Origin of the sequence: Klebsiella pneumoniae, from assembly GCF_000742135.1 — a bacterium.
GTDB lineage: Bacteria > Pseudomonadota > Gammaproteobacteria > Enterobacterales > Enterobacteriaceae > Klebsiella > Klebsiella pneumoniae.
Map to the genome: position 1 here is coordinate 2,779,060 of NZ_KN046818.1, position 20,336 is coordinate 2,799,395.

Here is a 20,336-nt window from a genome sequence, read left to right on the forward strand (position 1 = left end):
GCACAATAACTAAAAAATGGTGGAGGTGAAAAATGCAACTTACCCGCGGCGTCTGGCAGATGAGCCTGGCAATGATAATCTCCGGCTCGATCGGCGCGTTCGTGCTGCTCTCTGGTTTGCCGGTGACTGATGTGGTGTTCTGGCGCTGCCTGATTGGCGCGCTAACCCTGCTGGTGTTTATCGTGTTAAGCCGCCAGCCCTTCAGCCGGCTAACGCGTTTCACTCTCGCTCTGGCGGTGATTGGCGGCGCGGCGCTGGTCGTCAACTGGCTGCTGCTGTTTGCCGCCTATTCACGGATCTCAATCGGTATGGCCACCGTGGTCTATAACACCCAGCCGTTTATGCTGGTACTGATGGGGATGGTGCTGGGGGAACGGGTCAGCGCCGTGAAATGGGGATGGTTACTGCTGGCCTTTGGCGGCGTAGTGATCCTGTTGTCGAGCGAGCTGACGCCTGCACACGAAGAGGGGCTTACCACCGGCGTGTTGCTGGCGCTGGGCGCGGCATTCTTCTATGCCCTGACCGCCATCATCGCGCGCAAACTGCATCCGCTCCCCGCGCAACATATCGCCTTCATTCAGGTTCTCGTCGGCGTCGTGATGCTGCTGCCGCTGGTGCATGCCCCCGAATTGACGGCCAGCTTCCCCTGGCGCTATCTGCTGATCCTCGGCATCGTCCATACCGGGATCATGTATCAGCTTTTATATAGCGCGATACAGAAACTGCCGACGCCCGTTACCGGTTCGCTCTCCTTTATTTATCCGCTGGTGGCGATGGTGGTTGACTATCTGGTCTTCCACCATGCGTTATCCGCGGTGCAATTGCTCGGTGGGATGCTTATTCTGTTTGCCGCCGCAGGGAATAATCTCGGCTGGGGCGAAAAAAAACCCCGCCGCGGCGGGGTCAGTGAGCAGTCGCGGGCCAGTTAGCGACGGGCGCGGACAATCTGGTATTTGCGCGTCAGGTATTCGACCGGCGCGCTCCAGATATGAACCAGACGGGAGAACGGGAACAGCAGGAACAGGGTCATGCCCAGCACCAGGTGAACGCGGAAAATAAACGCCACGCCATCCAGATGCTGTGACGCGCCGCCGTGGAACGTCACCACCGACTGCGCCCAGCCGACCAGTTTCATCATTTCACTGCCGTCCATATGCTGAGCGGAGAACGGGATCGTCAGCAGGCCGAGCGCACACTGCACCATCAGCAACGAGAGGATCAGAATATCCGCTCCGGTGGTGGTGGCGCGAACGCGCGGGCTGAGCAGACGACGCTTGAGCAGCAGTAACCCGCCCACCAGGGTCATCACGCCGCAGGCGCCGCCGGCGATCATCGCCATCTTCTGCTTGACGTCGATCGGCAGGAAGGACTCATACATCCAGTGCGGGGTCAGCATGCCGAGGAAGTGGCCGGCGAAAATACCCAGGATGCCGATATGGAACAGGTTCGACGCCAGGTTCATCCCCTTACGGTCCAGCATCTGGCTGGAGGCGGCGCGCCAGGTGTACTGGCCATAGTCATAGCGCAACCAGCTGCCAATCAGGAACACCGAACCCGCAATGTACGGATAAATGTCAAAGAAGAACATATTCAGGAAGTGCATTATTGCTGTCCTCCGTTAGAGATATTCAGATATTGCGGGGCCACGGCTCCGGCAAAACGACGCTGGTGAGCGGAAATTTCCGACTCGCCGCAGCCCTGGTCGGCAAAGAATTTGACCTGTTCTTCTTCCCAGACGGCGTCCAGCGCCTGCGGCGTATCGTCGCGCGCTTCGTCGGCAATCTTCTCCGCCACCTTCTGGCTGTCGACCTGAGTATTGGCCAGCTTCAGCAATAGCTCGAACAGCACCGCATAGCGACTTTCGCGCTGCTGCAGGCGCGCGCTGAGCAGACCGAGGATCGGCGCGACGTCCCGCAGGCCGCCAAGCGCTTCCTCTTCCGGCAGCTGCGCCAGATACTCCAGATATAGCGGCAGATGATCCGGCAGCTCATGGCTATCCAGCAGCAGACCGTGGCGCTCGTACTGCGCCATCAGGTCGACCATCGCCTGCCCGCGATCGCGGGATTCGCCGTGGACATGTTCAAACAGCAGCAGCGAGGTGGCCCGGCCGCGGTCAAACAGTTCGCTATAGGCCGCCTGGGCGTCCAGCGGATCCTGAGCCACTAAATCGCGCAGGAAAACGCCCAGCGCGTGGGCATCCTCTTTGCTGAGTTTCTCTGATGACGCGAGCGCCTCGAACATCTCCTGCTGATGCTGCCATAAGGCAGCGTCAGGATATTCGAGCAGACGCGATACAATCACGAGTTCAATCATGCGTGCGGCTCCGTTTTGCTGGTCACGTCGATGGCGTCGATGCGACGGCTGTTGAACAGGTTGAACTGACTGTCAGAGCCGTGGCAGCCATCGCCAAAGCTAAAGCCGCAGCCGTTTTTCTCCGGAAACGCTTCTCGCGCCTGTTCACGATGGCTGCTCGGCACCACGAAACGATCTTCGTAGTTGGCGATCGCCAGATAGCGATACATTTCCTGGGCCTGCGCTTCGCTCAGCCCCACCTCTTCCAGCGCGCGGGTATCAACGACGCCGTCAACGGTTTCCGCACGCTTATAGTGGCGCATCGCCAGCATTCGTTTCAGCGCCAGCAGTACCGGCTGGGTATCGCCCGCGGTCAGCAGGTTCGCCAGATATTGCACCGGAATACGCAGGCTTTCCACGTCCGGCAGGATCCCGTTGCTACCCAGTTTACCCGCATCGGCGGCGGACTGAATCGGCGACAGCGGCGGCACGTACCAGACCATTGGCAAGGTGCGATATTCCGGGTGCAGCGGCAGGGCCAGCTTCCAGTCCATCGCCATTTTGTAAACCGGCGACTGCTGCGCAGCTTCAATGACCCCCTGCGGTACGCCATCTTTCAGCGCCTGCTCGATCACTTTCGGATCGTTGGGATCGAGGAACACGTCCAGCTGACGCTGATACAGATCTTTCTCGTTCTCGGTGCTGGCGGCGTTTTCAATCGCGTCCGCGTCGTATAGCAGGACGCCGAGATAACGGATACGGCCCACGCAGGTTTCGGAGCACACCGTCGGCATCCCGGATTCAATACGCGGGTAGCAGAAGATGCATTTCTCGGATTTCCCGCTCTTCCAGTTGAAATAGATCTTCTTGTACGGACAGCCGGTGATACACATCCGCCAGCCGCGGCACTTGTCCTGGTCGATCAGTACGATGCCGTCTTCTTCACGCTTATAGATGGCGCCGCTCGGGCAGGTCGCGACGCAGGCCGGGTTCAGGCAGTGCTCGCACAGGCGCGGCAGATACATCATGAAGGTGTTTTCGAACTGGCCGTACATCGCCTTCTGCATGTTGTCGAAGTTCTGATCTTTGGCGCGTTTTTCAAACTCGCCGCCGAGGATTTCTTCCCAGTTCGGACCGCTGGTGATCTTGTCCATCCGCTGGCCGGTGATCAGGGAGCGCGGACGGGCGATCGGCTGATGTTTGCTCTCCGGCGCGTTATGCAGATTCTGGTAGTCATAATCAAACGGCTCGTAGTAATCATCGATGCCCGGCAGATGCGGGTTGGCGAAGATTTTTCCCAACAGCATCGCGCGATTGCCCATGCGCGGCTGCAGTTTACCGTTGATTTTGCGGATCCAGCCGCCCTTCCATTTTTCCTGGTTTTCCCAGTCGTTCGGGAAACCGACGCCCGGCTTACTTTCCACGTTGTTGAACCAGGCGTATTCCATCCCTTCACGGCTGGTCCAGACGTTTTTACAGGTCACCGAGCAGGTGTGGCAGCCGATGCACTTATCGAGATTCAGCACCATGCCGACTTGTGAACGAATTTTCATTTTACGCTCTCCTGTACCTGGTCGTTGCCTTCGCCGTCTAACCAGTTAATGTTCTTCATCTTACGTACCACCACAAACTCATCGCGGTTGGAGCCGACGGTGCCGTAGTAGTTAAAGCCATAGGCCAGGTGGCCGTAGCCGCCGATCATATGGGTCGGTTTCGGCGTAATACGGGTGACGGAGTTATGGATCCCCCCGCGCTGACCGGTGATTTCAGAGCCCGGCAGGTTCACGATACGTTCCTGCGCGTGATACATCATGGTCATCCCGGCTGGAACGCGCTGACTCACCACCGCACGCGCCGTCAGGGCGCCGTTGGCGTTGAACACTTCGATCCAGTCGTTATCTTCGATACCCAGATCTTTCGCATCCGCTTCGCTCATCCAGACAATAGGCCCACCGCGCGACAGGGTCAGCATCAGCAGGTTATCGCTGTAGGTCGAGTGGATACCCCATTTCTGGTGCGGGGTCAGGAAGTTCAGCGCCTTTTCCGGGTTGCCGTTGGACTTCTCGCCCATCACCGCTTTCACCGAACGGGTGTCGATCGGCGGCCGATAGACCAGCAGGCTTTCGCCGAAGTCGCGCATCCACTGGTGATCCTGATACAGCGACTGACGTCCGGTCAGCGTGCGCCACGGGATCAGCTCGTGAACGTTGGTGTAACCGGCGTTATAGGAGACATGCTCATCTTCCAGGCCAGACCAGGTCGGGCTGGAGATAATCTTCCGCGGCTGCGCCTGAATATCGCGGAAGCGGATCTTCTCGCCTTCTTTGTTCAGCGCGAGGTGCGTATGCTCGCGACCGGTGATCTCGCTCAGCGCTTGCCACGCTTTCACCGCCACCTGACCGTTGGTTTCCGGGGCCAGGGTGAGGATCATTTCCGCGGCGTCGATGGCCGTTTCCAGCTTCGGCTGGCCTTTCGCCGGGCCTTCCGCCTTGGTGTAGTTGAGCTTACGCAGCAGATCCATCTCGCTCTGGGTGTTCCAGGCGATGCCTTTCCCGCCGTTGCCGATGGTTTCCAGCAGCGGGCCGATCGAGGTGAAACGTTCGTAAGTCGCCGGGTAATCACGCTCAACCGGAATAATATGCGGCGCGGTTTTCCCGGGGATGAGATCGCATTCGCCTTTTTTCCAGTCTTTGACATCCAGCGGCTGCGCCATTTCCGCGGCGGAGTCGTGCTGGATCGGCAGGGTCACCACGTCGGTTTCTTTGCCAAGGTGGCCCACGCACACTTCAGAGAATTTCTTCGCGATACCTTTATAGATATCCCAGTCGCTCTTCGATTCCCAGGCTGGATCAACGGCGGCCGACAGCGGGTGAATAAACGGATGCATATCCGAGGTATTCATGTCGTCTTTTTCGTACCAGGTGGCGGTCGGCAGCACGATGTCGGAGTAGAGACAGGTGCTCGACAGACGGAAATCGAGGGTCACCACCAGATCCAGTTTGCCGTCGAGGCCGTTATCCCGCCATTCGACTTCTTCCGGCTTCACGCCGCCCTGCTTGCCCAGGTCTTTGCCCTGAATGCCGTTCTCGGTACCCAGCAGGTACTTGAGCATGTATTCATGGCCTTTACCGGAGGAGCCCAGCAGGTTGGAACGCCAGATAAACAGGTTACGCGGGTGGTTTTTGCCATTTTCCGGCTGCTCGGCCGCAAAGCGAATCGAGCCCTCTTTCAGCGACTTCACGGTGTAATCCACCGGGGTCATGCCGGCTTTCTTCGCTTCGTCAGCGATACGCAGCGGGTTGACGCCAAGCTGCGGCGCCGACGGCAGCCAGCCCATCCGCTCTGCGCGCACGTTAAAGTCGATCAGGTGGCCGCTGTAACGGGATTTATCCGCCATCGGCGACAGCAGTTCCTGCGCGGTCACCGTTTCATAGCGCCACTGGCTGGAGTGGTTATAGAAGTACGAGGTACTATTCATGTGACGTGCCGGACGCTGCCAGTCAAGGGCGAACGCCAGCGGCTGCCAGCCGGTCTGCGGACGCAGTTTTTCCTGGCCCACATAGTGCGCCCAACCGCCGCCGCTCTGACCGACGCAGCCGCAGAAGATCAGCATATTGATCAGGCCGCGGTAGTTCATGTCGAGGTGGAACCAGTGGTTGAGGCCCGCCCCGACGATAATCATCGAACGACCGTGAGTTTTATCGGCGTTATCGGCAAATTCACGGGCGGTACGGATGATATGCGCACGGGAGACGCCGGTGATCTTCTCCGCCCACGCCGGGGTGTAGGCTTTCACTTCATCGTAGCCGGCGGCGCAGTTGTCATCGTTCAGACCGCGCTCCAGGCCGTAGTTAGCCATGGTCAGGTCATACACGGTGGTGACCAGGGCGGTAGAGCCGTCGGCCAGCTGCAGGCGTTTGGCCGGCAGTTTGTGCAGCAGAATGTTTTCCAGATCGACTTTGTTGAAGTGCTCAGAACCTTCGCCGCCGAAGTACGGGAAGCCGACGTTCGCCACTTCATCATGGCTGCCCAGCAGGCTCAGACGTAGCTCAATCTCTTCGCCAGTTTTACCGTCGCGCTGTTCGAGGTTCCATTTGCCTTTGTCGCCCCAGCGGAATCCGAGGGAACCGTTCGGTACGGTCATGTCGCCCTTCTCGTCAAAGGCGACGGTTTTCCATTCCGGATTGTTCTCCTGACCAAGGGAATCCACGAGGTCGGATGCGCGCAGCGTACGGCCGGCGGCATAATAACCGTCGCGCTCCTCAAGCATCACCAGCATCGGCATGTCGGTATAGCGGCGCACATAGTCGGTGAAATACTGGCTCGGCTTATCGAGGTGGAATTCACGCAGCATCACATGGCCCATCGCCAGCGCCATCGCGGCATCGGTACCCTGCTTCGGCGCCAGCCACAGATCGCAGAGTTTGGCGATTTCGGCGTAGTCCGGAGTGATGGCTACGGTTTTGGTCCCTTTATAGCGGACTTCGGTAAAGAAGTGCGCATCCGGGGTGCGGGTCTGCGGCACGTTTGAGCCCCAGGCGATGATATAGCTGGAGTTATACCAGTCGGCGGATTCCGGCACATCGGTCTGCTCGCCCCAGGTCATCGGCGAAGCCGGCGGCAGGTCGCAGTACCAGTCGTAGAAGCTCAGGCAGGTGCCGCCGATCAGCGACAGATAACGGGCGCCGGACGCGTAGGAGACCATCGACATCGCCGGGATCGGCGAGAAGCCAGCCACGCGGTCCGGACCGTAGGTTTTGACGGTATAAACGTTGGAGGCGGCAATCAGCTCATTCACTTCCTGCCAGGAGGAACGTACAAAACCGCCGCGACCGCGGGCCTGTTTGAAGCTTTTAGCTTTGTCGGCGTCTTCGATAATCGACGCCCATGCCTCAACCGGATCGCTATGCTGAACTTTCGCTTCCCGCCACATCTTCATCAGGCGTTTACGCATCAGCGGGTATTTCAGGCGGTTAGCGCTGTACAGGTACCAGGAGTAGCTGGCGCCGCGCGGGCAACCGCGTGGTTCGTGGTTCGGCAGGTCCGGGCGGGTGCGCGGGTAGTCAGTCTGCTGCGTTTCCCAGGTCACCAGACCGTTTTTGACATAAATCTTCCAGCTGCATGAGCCGGTGCAGTTGACACCGTGAGTGGAACGCACAATTTTGTCATGCTGCCAACGTTGACGGTATCCATCCTCCCAGTCCCGGTTGGTGTTTAGAAGCTGGCCGTGCCCATCGGCAAAGGTTTCACCCTTCTGTTTGAAGTAGCGAAACCGGTCCAGGAATTTACTCATCGGGTTTCTCCTGATATGGAGCCTGACGGCTCTCTGATAAATCGACATTGCTGGATTTGCAGCGAAGGTAACGCTATGAAAGAGGGCGAGAATTGATAGCGATCAATCCGAACTGGCTTGTTACTGCGCAGCAAAACCTCGATTACCACCAAGGTGGTATAAGATGTTATTTTTTAACTTGTTGTTTTTTAATGATTTTCACCTCAAAAAGCAGCGCCTCACCGGGATTTGTTAACAACGGAGGTATTAAGGGGTAGAGCCATTTCACTGGCAAGCCCACCTGTTCTGGCCCAGCGGTCGATGCGGACAATATTATCCCATAGTATGTTGTAACTAATTAAGCGGTGAAAAAAGGCGCCTCCGTGGGGAGCGCGCCTTTTTATACGCCAACGTTACCGCGGCCGATTACTGACGCTTACGACCGTATACCGCCCAGGTGATCACCACGCAGGCAATATAGAACACGAGGAACATTTTCATCGCCCCGGCCGGCGAGCCGGTCAGATCCAGCGAGATACCGAACGCTTTCGGAATAAAGAAGCCGCCGATAGCGCCAATGGCGGAGATAAAGCCCAGCGCCGCCGCGGTATCGGTCGCCGCCTCGCGCATCGCCTGCGCTTCGCTGCCGCCCTGGGCCTTCACGCGGTCCATAGTCAGCTTACGGAAGATCACGGAGATCATCTGGAAGGTGGAGGCGCTCCCCAGCCCGGCGGTCAGGAACAGCACCATAAACACCGCGAAGAAGGCGATAAAGTTACCGCCCTGGCCGTTGGTCGGCAGGGTCAGGAACAGCAGCGCGCAGAAGACAGCCATCACCACAAAGTTGACCAGCGTTACGCGGGTCCCACCGAGGCGGTCGGAGATCGCCCCGCCCATCGAACGCGCCAGCGCGCCAATGAACGGGCCGAAGAAGGCGTAATGCAGGATCTGCACATCCGGGAACTGAGTTTTTGACAGCATCGCGAACCCGGCGGAAAAGCCGATAAAGGAGCCGAAGGTCGCGAGATAGAGCAGCGCCATAATCCACAGATGCAGGCGCTTAAGTACCGGCAACTGCTCGCTCAGCGACGCTTTCGAAGCCGACAGGTCGTTCATAAAGAACCACGCCGCCAGAGTGAAAATAATCAGGAAAGGTACCCAGATCCACGCGGCGTTTTCCAGATACAGCATCGAGCCGTCTGGTTGCTCGCTACCGTTACCGCCAAAAACGGCAAAGATAGAGATCGAGACCACCAGCGGCGCGACCAGCTGCATCACGCTGACGCCCATATTGCCGAGGCCGCCGTTAACGCCGAGCGCCCCGCCCTGCTTCGCTTTCGGGAAGAAGAAGCTGATGTTGGCCATACTGGAGGCAAAGTTGGCTCCGGCGAAGCCGCACAGCAGAGAGATAATCACGAAGATGCTAAACGGCGTAGAGGTATCCTGGACCGCGAAGCCCAGCCAGACGCACGGCACAATCATGATCCCGGTGCTGAACGCCGTCCAGCGACGGCCGCCGAACAGCGGCACCATAAAGGCGTAAGGCACGCGTAATAAGGCGCCTGACAGCGCCGGCAGCGCGGTCAGCATAAACAGCTGATCGGTTGTAAACTGAAAGCCTACTTTGTTGAGGTTAACGGCAACCGCGCTGAACAACATCCAAACGCAAAACGCCAGTAACAGACAGGGAACGGAGATCCATAAATTGCGGCTTGCCACACGATGGCCGCGCTGTTGCCAGAATTCAGGATCTTCAGGCCGCCAGTCGGTTATGACCGAGCGGTTAGCCTTCTCCGGGAGGGAAGATTGACTCATAGATACCTCTGATTATTCATATTTCCTGCCGCTACCTTAGGGGTTACCCGGGGCGGTAAGTTGATATAAATCAAAGGAAAAGCGCGAGCTAATTTGTGCAAAAATAAACCATGCCTCCAAGTGAGTAGAGAATGGCGGGGAAAAAAGTGTGGTTTTTCACGCTGCTGCCGGGTTGCGTATAATCCCCCCCCTAACATCGCCTACCACCGACAATTAAGGAGTAACTCTTTGGGGGTATGGGTATACTCCAGGGGATAGTCGAGAATAAGCGCCACTCCCGGAGACATGACCGGTCAGGAGCCACGCATTCCATGTTAAAACGTCTTTTTACCCCGCTGACGCTGGTCAATCAACTGGCGTTAATCGTGCTGCTCGCCACGATTATTGGCGTCGCCGGCATGGCGATCTCCGCGCGCCTAGTGAACGGCGTGCAGGGCAGCGCGCACGCCATTAACAAGGCCGGTTCATTGCGTATGCAAAGCTACCGGCTGCTGGCGGCGATCCCGCTGAATGAAAACGATCAAAAACTGGTGGCGGACATGACCGCCACCGTCTTCAGCCCGGAGCTGCAAAATTCCGCCCGCCGCGACGGCCAGGAAATCCAGCTTAAAGCCCTGCAGCAGTACTGGCAGCTGGCGCTAGCCCCCGGGATGCAGCGCGCAGTCAATCAGGCGGAAGTGGCCCAAGATGTCGCCGACTTTGTCGATCGTATCGACCAGTTGGTCACCGCATTCGACCACACCACCGAGCAGCGTATCGAACGGGTGGTCTGGATCCATCGCATCCTCGCCATTGGTATGGCGCTGCTGCTGATCTTCACTATCATCTGGCTACGCGCCCGCCTGCTGCGGCCGTGGAAACAGCTGCTGAGCATGGCGCGCGCGGTGAGTCAGCGTGATTTCACCCAGCGGGCGCACATCAGCGGCCGCAACGAAATGGCGACCCTGGGCATGGCGCTGAATAACATGTCGGAAGAGCTGGCGGAAAGCTATGCCGTGCTCGAACGGCGGGTGCAGGAGAAGACTGCCGGACTGGAGCAGAAGAACGAGATCCTCGCTTTCTTATGGCAGGCCAACCGCCGGCTGCACTCCAGCGCCCCGCTCTGCGAACGTATTTCGCCGGTACTGAATGGCCTGCAGGGTCTGACGCTGCTGCGCGATATCGAGGTACGGGTTTACGACCTGGAAGACGAAGATAATCACCAGGAGTTTACCTGCCACTCGGATGATGACTGTGATGATAAAGGCTGCTACCTCTGTCCACGCAATCTGCCGCCGCTGCCGGATGGCGGAACAACGCTGAAGTGGCGGCTGTCAGATGCGCATAGTCAGTACGGCATCCTGCTGGCGACGCTGCCGGTTGGCCGCCATCTCAGCCACGATCAGCAGCAGCTGGTGGATACCCTGGTGGAACAGCTGACCAGCACCCTGGCGCTGGACCGCCATCAGGAGAAGCAGCAGCAGCTGATCGTCATGGAAGAACGGGCCACTATCGCCCGCGAGCTGCACGACTCCATCGCCCAGTCGCTATCCTGTATGAAGATGCAGGTTAGCTGTCTGCAGATGCAAGGCGACGCCTTGCCGACGGAAAGCCGCCAGCTGCTGGGGCAGATCCGTAACGAACTGAATACCTCGTGGGCCCAGCTGCGGGAGCTGTTAACCACCTTCCGCCTGCAGTTGACCGAGCCGGGGCTGCGCCCGGCGCTGGAGTCCAGTTGTCAGGAGTACAGCGCCCACTTCGGCTTTACGGTGCAGCTTGATTACCAGCTCCCGCCGCGCTTTGTGCCCTCGCATCAGGCGATCCACCTGCTGCAGATCGCTCGCGAAGCGTTGAGCAACGCTCTGAAGCATGCCAGCGCAACCGAGGTAACCGTGACGGTGTCACAACGCGATAATCAGGTTCGTCTGGTGGTAGCGGATAACGGCCGCGGCGTACCGGACCACACCGAACGGAGTAACCATTACGGTTTAATTATTATGCGGGATCGCGCCCAGAGCTTGCGCGGTGACTGTCAGGTACGACGCCGGGAAACCGGTGGAACCGAAGTGATCGTCACGTTTATCCCGGAAAAAACGTTTTCCATCCAATAAGGAGACCCTCATGAGTCAACAGGAACGGGCAACTATCCTTCTCATTGACGACCATCCGATGCTGCGCACCGGCGTGAAACAGTTGATCAGCATGGCGCCGGACATCCAGGTGATTGGCGAGGCCAGCAATGGCGCGCAAGGTATCGAGCTGGCCGAGTCGCTGGATCCTGACCTGATCCTGCTGGACCTTAATATGCCGGGCATGAACGGTCTGGAGACGCTGGATAAGCTGCGTGAGAAATCCCTTTCTGGCCGGGTAGTGGTCTTCAGCGTCTCCAACCATGAAGAGGACGTTGTCACCGCCCTGAAGCGCGGCGCCGATGGCTATTTGTTGAAGGACATGGAACCGGAAGATCTGCTGAAAGCGCTGCAGCAGGCGGCCGCCGGAGAGATGGTATTAAGCGAAGCATTAACGCCGGTGCTGGCCGCCAGCCTGCGCGCCAACCGCGCCACCTCCGATCGGGACATCAGCCAGCTGACCCCGCGCGAGCGCGACATTCTCAAGCTGATAGCTCAGGGACTGCCGAACAAAATGATCGCCCGTCGCCTGGATATCACCGAAAGCACCGTCAAAGTACACGTGAAGCACATGCTGAAGAAAATGAAGCTCAAATCCCGCGTGGAAGCGGCGGTATGGGTCCACCAGGAGCGAATCTTCTAAGGCGAGTCCGTCCAGGAGACGCCTGGCGTGGTAAACTTGACCAGCGGCTCGGTCAGCGCCAGGGCGATTTCATTGGAGGAGACGCGCTGCCCCTGTTTATCCTCCACCACCACCGACAGGCGCCAGCGGTTCGCGGCGCCCGGTTCACTGTTCCACACCGGCATAATGATGCTCCAGCCATCGGGGCTGCTGGCATCTACCGGCGGCGTCAGGCTGAGGGCCTGGGTGTCTCCCTGCCAGTGCAGCGCCTTGATGCCATGCAGACTATGGATCTGCAGCTTCAACTGCACCGTCTCCCCGGACTGCAGATCCCAGGGCGGCGTGGCCAGATAGACCGTCAGATTTTTGCGCTGACGATACTCCACCACTGGCAGATTATCCCGCTCCGGACTATCGAAGCGGCTCCCGCGCAGCGAGTTGCTGATCGCCACCTCGTCTGCCGCAAGCTGCTGCTTAAGGGGTACGCCAAAGCGGTAGTTTAGCTTCAGGCCCACATTGTTCTGGCTGACGCCATTTTCCCCCTGCTTATGCTTAGCGGTCACCGTGACCAGCGGGACCGGGGTGTAATTGAGCCCAACGGAGACGGCCACCGGATTATGGTAGCCGGTGCCGGAGTGAAACAGATCGACGCTATCGCCGAAATACTGTTCGACGCTGACGCTGGTGTTGATGTGCTGGTAGAACGGCAGCCGCGCCTGGGCGGTGACGTCATACCCTGCGGCCATCCGCTGCTCCTGAGTCTGATTATCGCGTAGCTGCCAGTCGCCAAGCGGATGGTAATAGTTTGCCGACAGGCGGAGATATTCTCCCCACGCTTCGGCACCAACGCTGCCGCGCGCCAGGCTTTCGCTCAGCACTTTATCGTAAAACGAGTTATAGCCCAGCAGCCAACCGCCGACCCGCCAACGCTGGCCAAGCCCGATGTTGCCCACCAGATCGTGCTCGCGCCGGGTCACCGAGTACTGGTTCCACGTCAGATAACGGTCGTTATCCTGCAACGGCACGAACCAGCTCCCTTTACTGCCGGTGAATTTCCCCTCTTTATCGACCAGCAGGTCGACATTGGCGTTGCCCCACGGCGAGAGCCAACTCTCCAGCTGATGACTCACTTCATTGCCGATTTTACTGATGGCAAACAGCTGCGCCTGTTCACCCGCCGTCAGACCATTGTCGCTCATGCTGGCCTCGCCAAACTTCTTCGCCACTTCGGCAAAGTGCCGGGCGTCGTCATCAACCTGGGGAGCAATCCCCATATCGGGCAGCGGATCTTGCGCTTGCGCAGGGCGGGTGGTGTCGCTGGCGGTCAGCGCCCAGACGGGAACGCCCGGCAACAGCAGGAGAAAGGTCAACGTTGGCAACAAACGGAACGACACAGGCATTAACAGAGTTTGCGCAAGCTCACAAAAATGGATAGAAGTGTTAGTTTATCGTTTTTTCCCTGCTCCCGCAGCCCTGTGGGCAATTCCAGGAATAAGCTGAAACCGGTTGGGTAAGGTGCCGCCCAACCGGAGGCGTCGCTGCGCGCCACCGTTACGCCCGGGTTCGTTGCGCCGCCAGCAGCGCGTTGAGCTCCGGCACGCAAGAGCCGCAGTTGGTCCCGCATTTCAGCTTCCCACCCAGCGCCCCGACGCTGGCGCAGCCGCTGGCGATGGCCTCGTTAATTGACCATTCCCCCACCCCAAAGCAGCTGCAGACGATCCGCCCCCGCGGCGCGACTGCGGCGCCCGGTCGGCCGCTAAGCAAGGCATGTCGTTGGGCAGCATCGGACGGCGGCGCGGCAAAGGCAGCGCTTATCCATGCGCAATCCACCGCCGGCTCGCGCGCATCGCTCCACCAGCCGAGCATCAGCCTTCCCTGATGCCAGGCCAGCAGGTTCCACACCGCGCCGCCGTCAGCCACCTGTAACTGCCAGCCGCGCCGGGCGCACCACGCGCTGAGCCACTGTCGGGCAAATGCCTCCCCGGCCAGCGAGTAGTGCAGCACGCCTAGCGTCGCCCGCCGCCGCCAGTGCCAGGCCGCAGGAAATGGTAGCGGTTCGCGGCAAAAAAGCTCGCTGTGCCAGGCCGGTTGCCAGGCGGCGATCGCCACCGCCGCCTGTTTACTTTCCGGCTGGCCGGAATACGGGTCCGTGACGGCGGCCAGCAGGTTATTCACCCGCCCCTGACGGGCAAACTGGTTGTTCCAGTGCATCGGAACAAACAGCGAGCCGGGGCGCTGCCCTTCGCTGATCGCCACTTTCGCCACCATCACCCCATGCCGCGACCAGATCCGCGCCAGCCCGTCAGCGGGAAGCTGATAGCGAACGGCATCCTGCGGCGCCACCTCCACCATTGGCTCCGCGATATGCTGCATCAGCCGCGGCACCGCGCCGGTACGGGTCATGGTGTGCCACTGATCGCGGATCCGCCCGCTGTTGAGGATCAGCGGATAAAAGGCATCGGTTGTCGCCCGGGTCGGTTGAGGCGTCACCGGCACCATCCGCAGCCTGCCATCGCCATGCCAGCCGCGCGTGATATCCCAGGCGACCTCGCTGCGGCTGACCGGCCAGCGCACCGGCGGCATGGCGTCCCACGCCTCACGGCTGAGATCCGCCAGCGCGCCGATATCAAACGCCCGCTGGCCGTCGTTTTCGAAACCGGACAGCGCCGCATGCTCGCGGAAGACGTCATGCGGATGCTGCCAGGCAAACGCCTCGCGATACCCCAGAGCCTGGCCCACTCTGGCGATGATCCACCAGTCCGCTTTCGCCTCCCCCGGCGGCGGCAGAAAGCTGCGCTGACGGGAGATCCGCCGCTCCGAGTTGGTGACCGTGCCATTCTTCTCGCCCCAGGCCAGCGCCGGAAAGCGGATGTGGGCGAAACGTCCGGTATCGGTCTGGGCGGCGACATCCGAGACGATCACCAGCGGACAGGCGGCCAGCGCCTGGCTCACCGCGTGGCTGTCAGGGAGCGACACCACCGGGTTGGTACCCATGATCCAGACCGCTTTGACCTCGCCGCGGCCAATGGCGGCAAACAGCTCCACGGCGGTCAGCCCGGGGGTCTGCGCCAGCCGTTCCGTCCCCCAGAAGCGGGCCAGCCGCTGCAGATCGTCTGGCACAAAATCCATGTGCGCCGCCAGCATCGTCGCCAGCCCGCCGACTTCGCGGCCGCCCATGGCGTTGGGTTGACCGGTCAGCGAAAAGGGGCCGCATCCGCGGCGGCCATACTTCCCGCTGGCCAGATGGACGTTGATGATGGCGTTACATTTGTCGCTGCCGCTGGCGGATTGATTGATTCCCATGGTGTAGAGGGTGATCGCCCGCGGGGCGGCGATGAACTCGCGATAGAATCCCGCCACCTCATCGGCAGGCAGACCGCAAAAGGCCGCCACCCTCGCCACGTCCCAGCCGCGGGCGGCGGCCAGCGCCTGCGGGCCGTCGCGAAAGCCATCGACGCAGGCTCCTGCCTCAGCCAGGGCGTTAAGCAGCCCCGCAAACAACCCGCCGTCGCTTCCTGGGGCCAGCGCCAGATGGCGGTCGGCGATCTCGCAGGTAGCGGTGCGTCGGGGGTCGATCGCCACGATCCGCAATCGGGGATTATCCCGCTTCGCCTGCGCCAGCCGCTGGAACAGCACCGGATGCGCCCAGGCGGCGTTCGAGCCGACCAGCACCACCAGATCGCTGTTTTCCACATCATCGTAGCTGCAGGGCACCACGTCGGCGCCAAAGGCCCGCTTGTAGCCAGTGACCGCTGACGACATGCACAGCCGTGAATTGGTATCGATGTTCGCCGCGCCGATAAACCCTTTCATCAGCTTATTGGCGGCATAGTAATCCTCGGTTAACAGCTGGCCGGAGGCGTAAAAGGCCACCGCTTGCGGTCCGTGCTGGTCGATGATCTGTCTCAGGCGCGCAGCGGTTTCCGCCAGCGCCTGAGGCCAGGCTACCTGCTGGCCGTCGACCTCCGGCGTCAGCAGCCGCCCCGCCAGGCCCGTGGTCTCCCCTAAGGCGGCCCCTTTGACGCACAGACGGCCGAGGTTCGCCGGGTGCTGATCGTCGCCGCGCACGCTCACCTGCCCCGCGTCGTCCACGCTCGCCAGCACCCCGCAGCCTACGCCGCAGTAGGGGCAGGTCGTTCGGATGGTCTTCATCAGGAGGCCTCCGCGCGGGCCAGCAGCTGCTGGTTGCCCACCCACACTTTGCCGTTTTCTACTTTCACCGGCCAGGCGCGTACCGCCTGTTCGTCGCCGTCGCACGGCCAGCCGTCGCGCAGGCGTATCCGCTGTTTGTACAGCGGGGAGATCACCACCGGCTCGCCGCCGACGTCCCCTAACAGCCCACGCGACAGCACGTTGGCCGCGCTGCCCGGCTCGCGGTTGTCGAGGGCGTAGACCCGCTCGCCGAAGCGGAACAGGGCAATCTGCCGCTCCCCTAAGCGGGCGCCGATCCCCGCCTGCGCCGGAATGGCGTCAAGGTCGCATACCGCCTGCCACGGTCGGGATGGGAGTTCGCCTTCGGGCAACGTCTCAGTCAGCAGCGGCTGCGGCTGACCGCGCAGATCGCGGCGCTGCACAGCCTCGTCGGGCTGGTCGCTATTAACGAAGGAGCGGAACAGCGCCAGACGCTGCGGATCGTTGAGGGTGGTCTGCCACTCGCACTGGTAGCTGTCGACGATCCGGGCCATCTCCTGCTCCAGCTCCTCGCCAATGCCAAGACTATCCTCCAGCACCACCTGCCGCAGATAGGCGACGCCGCCCTCCAGGTTATCCATCCAGGTGCTGGTTCGCTGCAGGCGATCGGCGGTACGGATATAGAACATCAGCAGACGATCGATGCTGCGGATCAGCGTCGCTTCGTCGAGATCGCTGGCAAACAGGTCGGCGTGACGCGGTTTCATCCCGCCGTTGCCGCAGACGTACAGATTCCAGCCTTTGTCGGTGGCAATCACCCCGATATCTTTCCCCTGGGCTTCAGCGCATTCGCGGGTGCAGCCGGAGACCGCCATCTTGATTTTGTGCGGGGCGCGTAGCCCTTTATAGCGATGCTCGAGCCGTACCGCGAGCCCGGTGGAGTCTTGCACGCCGTAGCGACACCAGGTTGAGCCGACGCAGGATTTCACCGTGCGCAGCGACTTGCCGTAGGCGTGGCCGGTTTCAAACCCGGCGTCGGCCAGCTCGCGCCAGATAGCCGGCAGCTGTTCCAGCCGCGCGCCAAACAGGTCGATGCGCTGGCCGCCGGTCACTTTGCTGTAGAGCTGGTAACGTTTGGCGATCTGCCCGATGGCGATCAGTCCGTCCGGCGTCACTTCCCCTGCCGCCATCCGCGGCACCACCGAATAGCTCCCGTCCTTCTGGATATTGGCGAAATAGCGGTCGTTGGTATCCTGCAGCGGCAGGTGCGCCGGCTTCAGCAGGTACTCGTTCCAGCAGGAGGCCAGCACCGAGGCCACCAGCGGTTTGCAGACATCGCAGCCGTGCCCCTGGCCGTAGCGGCTAATCAACTGCTCGAAGGTATGGATATGGTTAACCCGCACCAGGTGGTAGATCTCCTGGCGCGACCACGGGAAATGTTCGCAGACGTCTTTTTTCACTTCGACGCCCTGCTCCGCCAGCTGATACTCCATCACCTGTTTCACCAGCGCGCTGCAGCCGCCGCAGCCGGTAGCCGCTCTGGTGCAGCTTTTTATCGCCGACATATCCCCCGCCCCATTGTTCACCGCCTGACAGATATCGCCTTTGCTGACGTTATGGCAGGAGCAGATCGGCGCGCTGTCCGGCAGCGCCGCGACGCCGAGCGCCTTCGGCGCGGCTCCCTCCAGCGCGGGCAGGATCAGACTCTCCGGACGCGGCGGCAGCGCCATGCCGTTCAGCATCATCTGCAGCAGCGTGGCATAGTCGCTGGCATCCCCCACCAGCACGCCGCCAAGCAAGGCTTTGCCGTCCTGACTGACGACGATTTTTTTGTAAATCTGCTGCGGACCGTCGGTCCATTGATAGCTCTGACAGCCCGGCGTGCGCCCCTGCGCATCGCCAAACGAGGCCACGTCGACTCCCAGCAGCTTCAGTTTGGTGCTCATGTCGGCGCCGCTAAAGCAGGCGTCCTCTCCTGCGAGAGTGGCCGCGGCGATGCGCGCCATCTGATAGCCCGGCGCCACCAGACCGTAAATTTTATTGTCCCACAGGGCGCATTCGCCTATCGCCAGCACGTCCGGGTCAGAGGTACGGCACTGGCCGTCGATGTGAATTCCCCCGCGTTCGCCCACCTGCAGCGCGCAGCCGCGGGCCAGCGCGTCCTGCGGGCGGATCCCCGCCGAGAAGACCACCATGTCGGTCCGCAACGCGCCGCCGTCGGCAAAGTTCAGCCGCAGGCCGTCGGCCTCGCGCACGATGGCGGTGGTCGCTTTGCTGGTATGCACCCCCACGCCGAGGGCGACGATCTTCTCCCGGAGCATCGCCGCCCCGCCGTTATCCAGCTGGACGGCCATCAGGTTCGGGGCAAACTCCACCACCTGCGTCTCCAGCCCCAGCTGTTTCAGGGCGTTGGCCGCCTCCAGCCCGAGCAGCCCGCCGCCGATAACCACCCCGCTCTTCGCCGCGGCGGCATGGGCGGCGATACGGTCGAGATCGTCAAGAGTGCGGTAGACAAAGCACCCCGCGAGATCGTTACCGGGAATTGGCGGCACAAAGGGATACGAGCCGGTCGCCAGCACCAGTTTATCCCAGTGGATTTCATGCCCCTCGGCGTCCCGCACCAGCCGTGCGTCGCGGTCGATGCTCGCCACCGCCTCGCCGAGGCGGAGTTCAATACCGTGTTCAATAAAGAAATCCCCGGCCGCCAGCGACAGCGACTCGGCGCTGCGTCCGGCAAAATACTCGGAGAGATGTACCCGGTCGTAGGCGGGATAACGCTCTTCGCCAAACACCACGATTCGATATTGCTGATGCAGATTGCGGCTCACGCATTGTTCGAGAAAATGGTGGCCGACCATGCCATGTCCCACCAGCACTAATACAGGTTTCGTCATCGTCATTATTCCTGCAGCCTGCGGCTGCGTTGAAGAGGGGTCAAAAAGCCAGTCCACGGTGGCAGGCTCATCGCTTTCCAGGCTCGCGGTAAGCGCGGCGGCGGCGGTGCAGTCGCCCATCAGCAGCACGCCGCGCAGGCGGCCATCGCGCAGCAGCAGGCGGCGATAGTGGCGGTCGATGGGGTCCCAGCTGGTATAAATGTCATCCTGTTCGCCGGCCTGCTGCTCGCCAGCGCTAAAGAGTTCAATGCCGGTGACCTTCAGGCGGGTCCCGGCGTCCTGCCAGACAAAGCCCTCGCCGGGGGCGCCGCACAGGCGATCCGCCAGCACCTCGGCCTGACGCAGGCAGGGAGCCACCAGCCCCCAGGTCTGGCCGTCAATTTCGCAACATTCGCCGATGGCGCTGATCCCCGGCAGCGAGGAGGCCATCTGACGGTCGACCACGATCCCCCGCTGGCACAGCACGCCGGACTGCGCCGCCAGACGGCTGTCGGGCTGCACGCCGGTAGCCAGCACCACTCTGGCGGCGCGGAATACGCGCCCGTCCGCCAGCCGCACGCCATCGGCGTCGATGGCGGCGATGCGGCACTCCAGCACGCAGCGAATGCCGCGCGCTTCAAGCTGCTGCCTGAGCTCATCGGCGGCAAAAGCGTCGGTCAGCGGCGCCATTAATCCGCTGCCGCGATGCAGAAGAGTGACCTCTCCGCCGTGACGACGCAGCGCCGCCGCCGCTTCCACCCCCAGCACGCCACCGCCAATCACCACCGCCGGGCCGGGTATCGCCAGAATACGTTCCACGTCCGCCAGGGTGCGGAAGGGCATAACCTGCGGACGATCAATGCCCGGCAGCGGCGGGATAAAGGGCCGCGAACCGGTGGCGAACACCAGCTCATCCCACGGCAGCCAGGTTTCCGCGATGCGCAGCCGCCGTTGCTGAATATCGACTTCATCGACCGCCTCGCCAGACCGCAGGCACACCCCGTGCCGGGTGTACCACTCCGCCGGCAGCAACGGGATCTGCGCCGCCGTTTTTTCACCTGCCAGCAGCGGCGAGAGCTGAATGCGGTTATAGGCCGGGTGCGGCTCGTCGCCGACGACGGTAATGGCAAACCGCGCGGGGTCGCGCTCAACCAGCCGCTGCACCAGCCGGGTGGCCGCCATGCCGTTACCGATCACCACCAGTCGCCGCGTCATGACCGCCT

The 20,336-nt window shown here is 61.2% G+C and carries 12 protein-coding genes; 3 read left to right on the top strand and 9 right to left on the bottom strand.

Annotation, left to right across the window (positions count from 1 at the left end; genetic code table 11):
* Positions 1-32: 32 nt before the first annotated feature.
* Positions 33-929, top strand: coding sequence for a DMT family transporter (locus tag DR88_RS12280; RefSeq protein WP_004180381.1), 897 nt, complete (start codon positions 33-35; stop codon positions 927-929).
* On the opposite strand, the gene narI is transcribed toward DR88_RS12280, so the two are convergent.
* From narI to DR88_RS12255, 6 genes are all read right to left on the bottom strand, one after another.
* Positions 926-1,603 carry a respiratory nitrate reductase subunit gamma gene (gene narI, locus DR88_RS12275; protein WP_002910189.1) on the bottom strand — a complete coding sequence of 226 codons (678 nt, stop codon included), beginning with the start codon at positions 1,601-1,603 and terminating at the stop codon, positions 926-928. The genes DR88_RS12280 and narI overlap by 4 nt on opposite strands.
* On the bottom strand, positions 1,603-2,313 hold the full coding sequence (narJ, locus tag DR88_RS12270; RefSeq protein ID WP_002910191.1) for a nitrate reductase molybdenum cofactor assembly chaperone: 711 nt from the start codon (positions 2,311-2,313) through the stop codon (positions 1,603-1,605). The genes narI and narJ overlap by 1 nt, the downstream gene beginning before the upstream one ends.
* The gene (gene narH, locus DR88_RS12265; protein WP_004148762.1) at positions 2,310-3,845 is read right to left on the bottom strand and encodes a nitrate reductase subunit beta; all 1,536 of its coding nucleotides are present in this window, start codon (positions 3,843-3,845) and stop codon (positions 2,310-2,312) included. The genes narJ and narH overlap by 4 nt, the downstream gene beginning before the upstream one ends.
* Positions 3,842-7,585 (bottom strand): nitrate reductase subunit alpha, encoded by a 3,744-nt coding sequence (locus DR88_RS12260; RefSeq protein WP_032443918.1) that lies wholly within the window; start codon positions 7,583-7,585, stop codon positions 3,842-3,844. Before DR88_RS12260 ends, narH begins: the two co-directional genes overlap by 4 nt.
* A gap of 166 nt (positions 7,586-7,751) precedes the next feature.
* Entirely contained in the window at positions 7,752-7,865 is a 114-nt protein-coding gene (locus tag DR88_RS30820) for a hypothetical protein (protein ID WP_004148764.1), read from the bottom strand.
* A gap of 125 nt (positions 7,866-7,990) precedes the next feature.
* On the bottom strand, positions 7,991-9,379 hold the full coding sequence (locus DR88_RS12255; protein ID WP_004148765.1) for a NarK family nitrate/nitrite MFS transporter: 1,389 nt from the start codon (positions 9,377-9,379) through the stop codon (positions 7,991-7,993).
* Between the two features lie 311 nt (positions 9,380-9,690).
* Between DR88_RS12255 and narX the strand changes: the two genes are divergently transcribed.
* Together narX and narL are read left to right on the top strand one after the other, a co-directional pair.
* Complete coding sequence (gene narX, locus DR88_RS12250; protein ID WP_025861288.1) at positions 9,691-11,469, top strand: nitrate/nitrite two-component system sensor histidine kinase NarX; 1,779 nt, start codon at positions 9,691-9,693, stop codon at positions 11,467-11,469.
* 10 nt (positions 11,470-11,479) lie between these two features.
* Positions 11,480-12,130 carry a two-component system response regulator NarL gene (narL, locus tag DR88_RS12245; RefSeq protein ID WP_002910198.1) on the top strand — a complete coding sequence of 217 codons (651 nt, stop codon included), beginning with the start codon at positions 11,480-11,482 and terminating at the stop codon, positions 12,128-12,130.
* Here the strand turns inward: narL and DR88_RS12240 are convergent.
* From DR88_RS12240 to nirB, 3 genes are all read right to left on the bottom strand, one after another.
* Positions 12,127-13,509, bottom strand: a complete 1,383-nt coding sequence (locus DR88_RS12240) for a YchO/YchP family invasin (protein WP_002910201.1) — start codon at positions 13,507-13,509, stop codon at positions 12,127-12,129. The two genes, narL and DR88_RS12240, sit on opposite strands and share 4 nt — an antisense overlap.
* 151 nt (positions 13,510-13,660) lie before the next feature.
* Positions 13,661-16,261 carry a nitrate reductase gene (locus tag DR88_RS12235; RefSeq protein ID WP_032443919.1) on the bottom strand — a complete coding sequence of 867 codons (2,601 nt, stop codon included), beginning with the start codon at positions 16,259-16,261 and terminating at the stop codon, positions 13,661-13,663.
* Complete coding sequence (nirB, locus tag DR88_RS0126020) at positions 16,261-20,328, bottom strand: nitrite reductase large subunit NirB (protein ID WP_077260960.1); 4,068 nt, start codon at positions 20,326-20,328, stop codon at positions 16,261-16,263. The genes DR88_RS12235 and nirB overlap by 1 nt, the downstream gene beginning before the upstream one ends.
* Between the last annotated feature and the right edge of the window lie 8 nt (positions 20,329-20,336).

Excerpts from the sequence above, each read along its gene's own strand:
- DR88_RS12280 (WP_004180381.1), top strand. The coding sequence starts at position 33 with ATGCAACTTACCCGCGGCGTCTGGCAGATGAGCCTGGCAATGATAATC.
- narI (WP_002910189.1), bottom strand. The coding sequence starts at position 1,603 with ATGCACTTCCTGAATATGTTCTTCTTTGACATTTATCCGTACATTGCG.
- narJ (WP_002910191.1), bottom strand. The coding sequence starts at position 2,313 with ATGATTGAACTCGTGATTGTATCGCGTCTGCTCGAATATCCTGACGCT.
- narH (WP_004148762.1), bottom strand. The coding sequence starts at position 3,845 with ATGAAAATTCGTTCACAAGTCGGCATGGTGCTGAATCTCGATAAGTGC.
- DR88_RS12260 (WP_032443918.1), bottom strand. The coding sequence starts at position 7,585 with ATGAGTAAATTCCTGGACCGGTTTCGCTACTTCAAACAGAAGGGTGAA.
- DR88_RS12255 (WP_004148765.1), bottom strand. The coding sequence starts at position 9,379 with ATGAGTCAATCTTCCCTCCCGGAGAAGGCTAACCGCTCGGTCATAACC.
- narX (WP_025861288.1), top strand. The coding sequence starts at position 9,691 with ATGTTAAAACGTCTTTTTACCCCGCTGACGCTGGTCAATCAACTGGCG.
- narL (WP_002910198.1), top strand. The coding sequence starts at position 11,480 with ATGAGTCAACAGGAACGGGCAACTATCCTTCTCATTGACGACCATCCG.
- DR88_RS12240 (WP_002910201.1), bottom strand. The coding sequence starts at position 13,509 with ATGCCTGTGTCGTTCCGTTTGTTGCCAACGTTGACCTTTCTCCTGCTG.
- DR88_RS12235 (WP_032443919.1), bottom strand. The coding sequence starts at position 16,261 with ATGAAGACCATCCGAACGACCTGCCCCTACTGCGGCGTAGGCTGCGGG.
- nirB (WP_077260960.1), bottom strand. The coding sequence starts at position 20,328 with ATGACGCGGCGACTGGTGGTGATCGGTAACGGCATGGCGGCCACCCGG.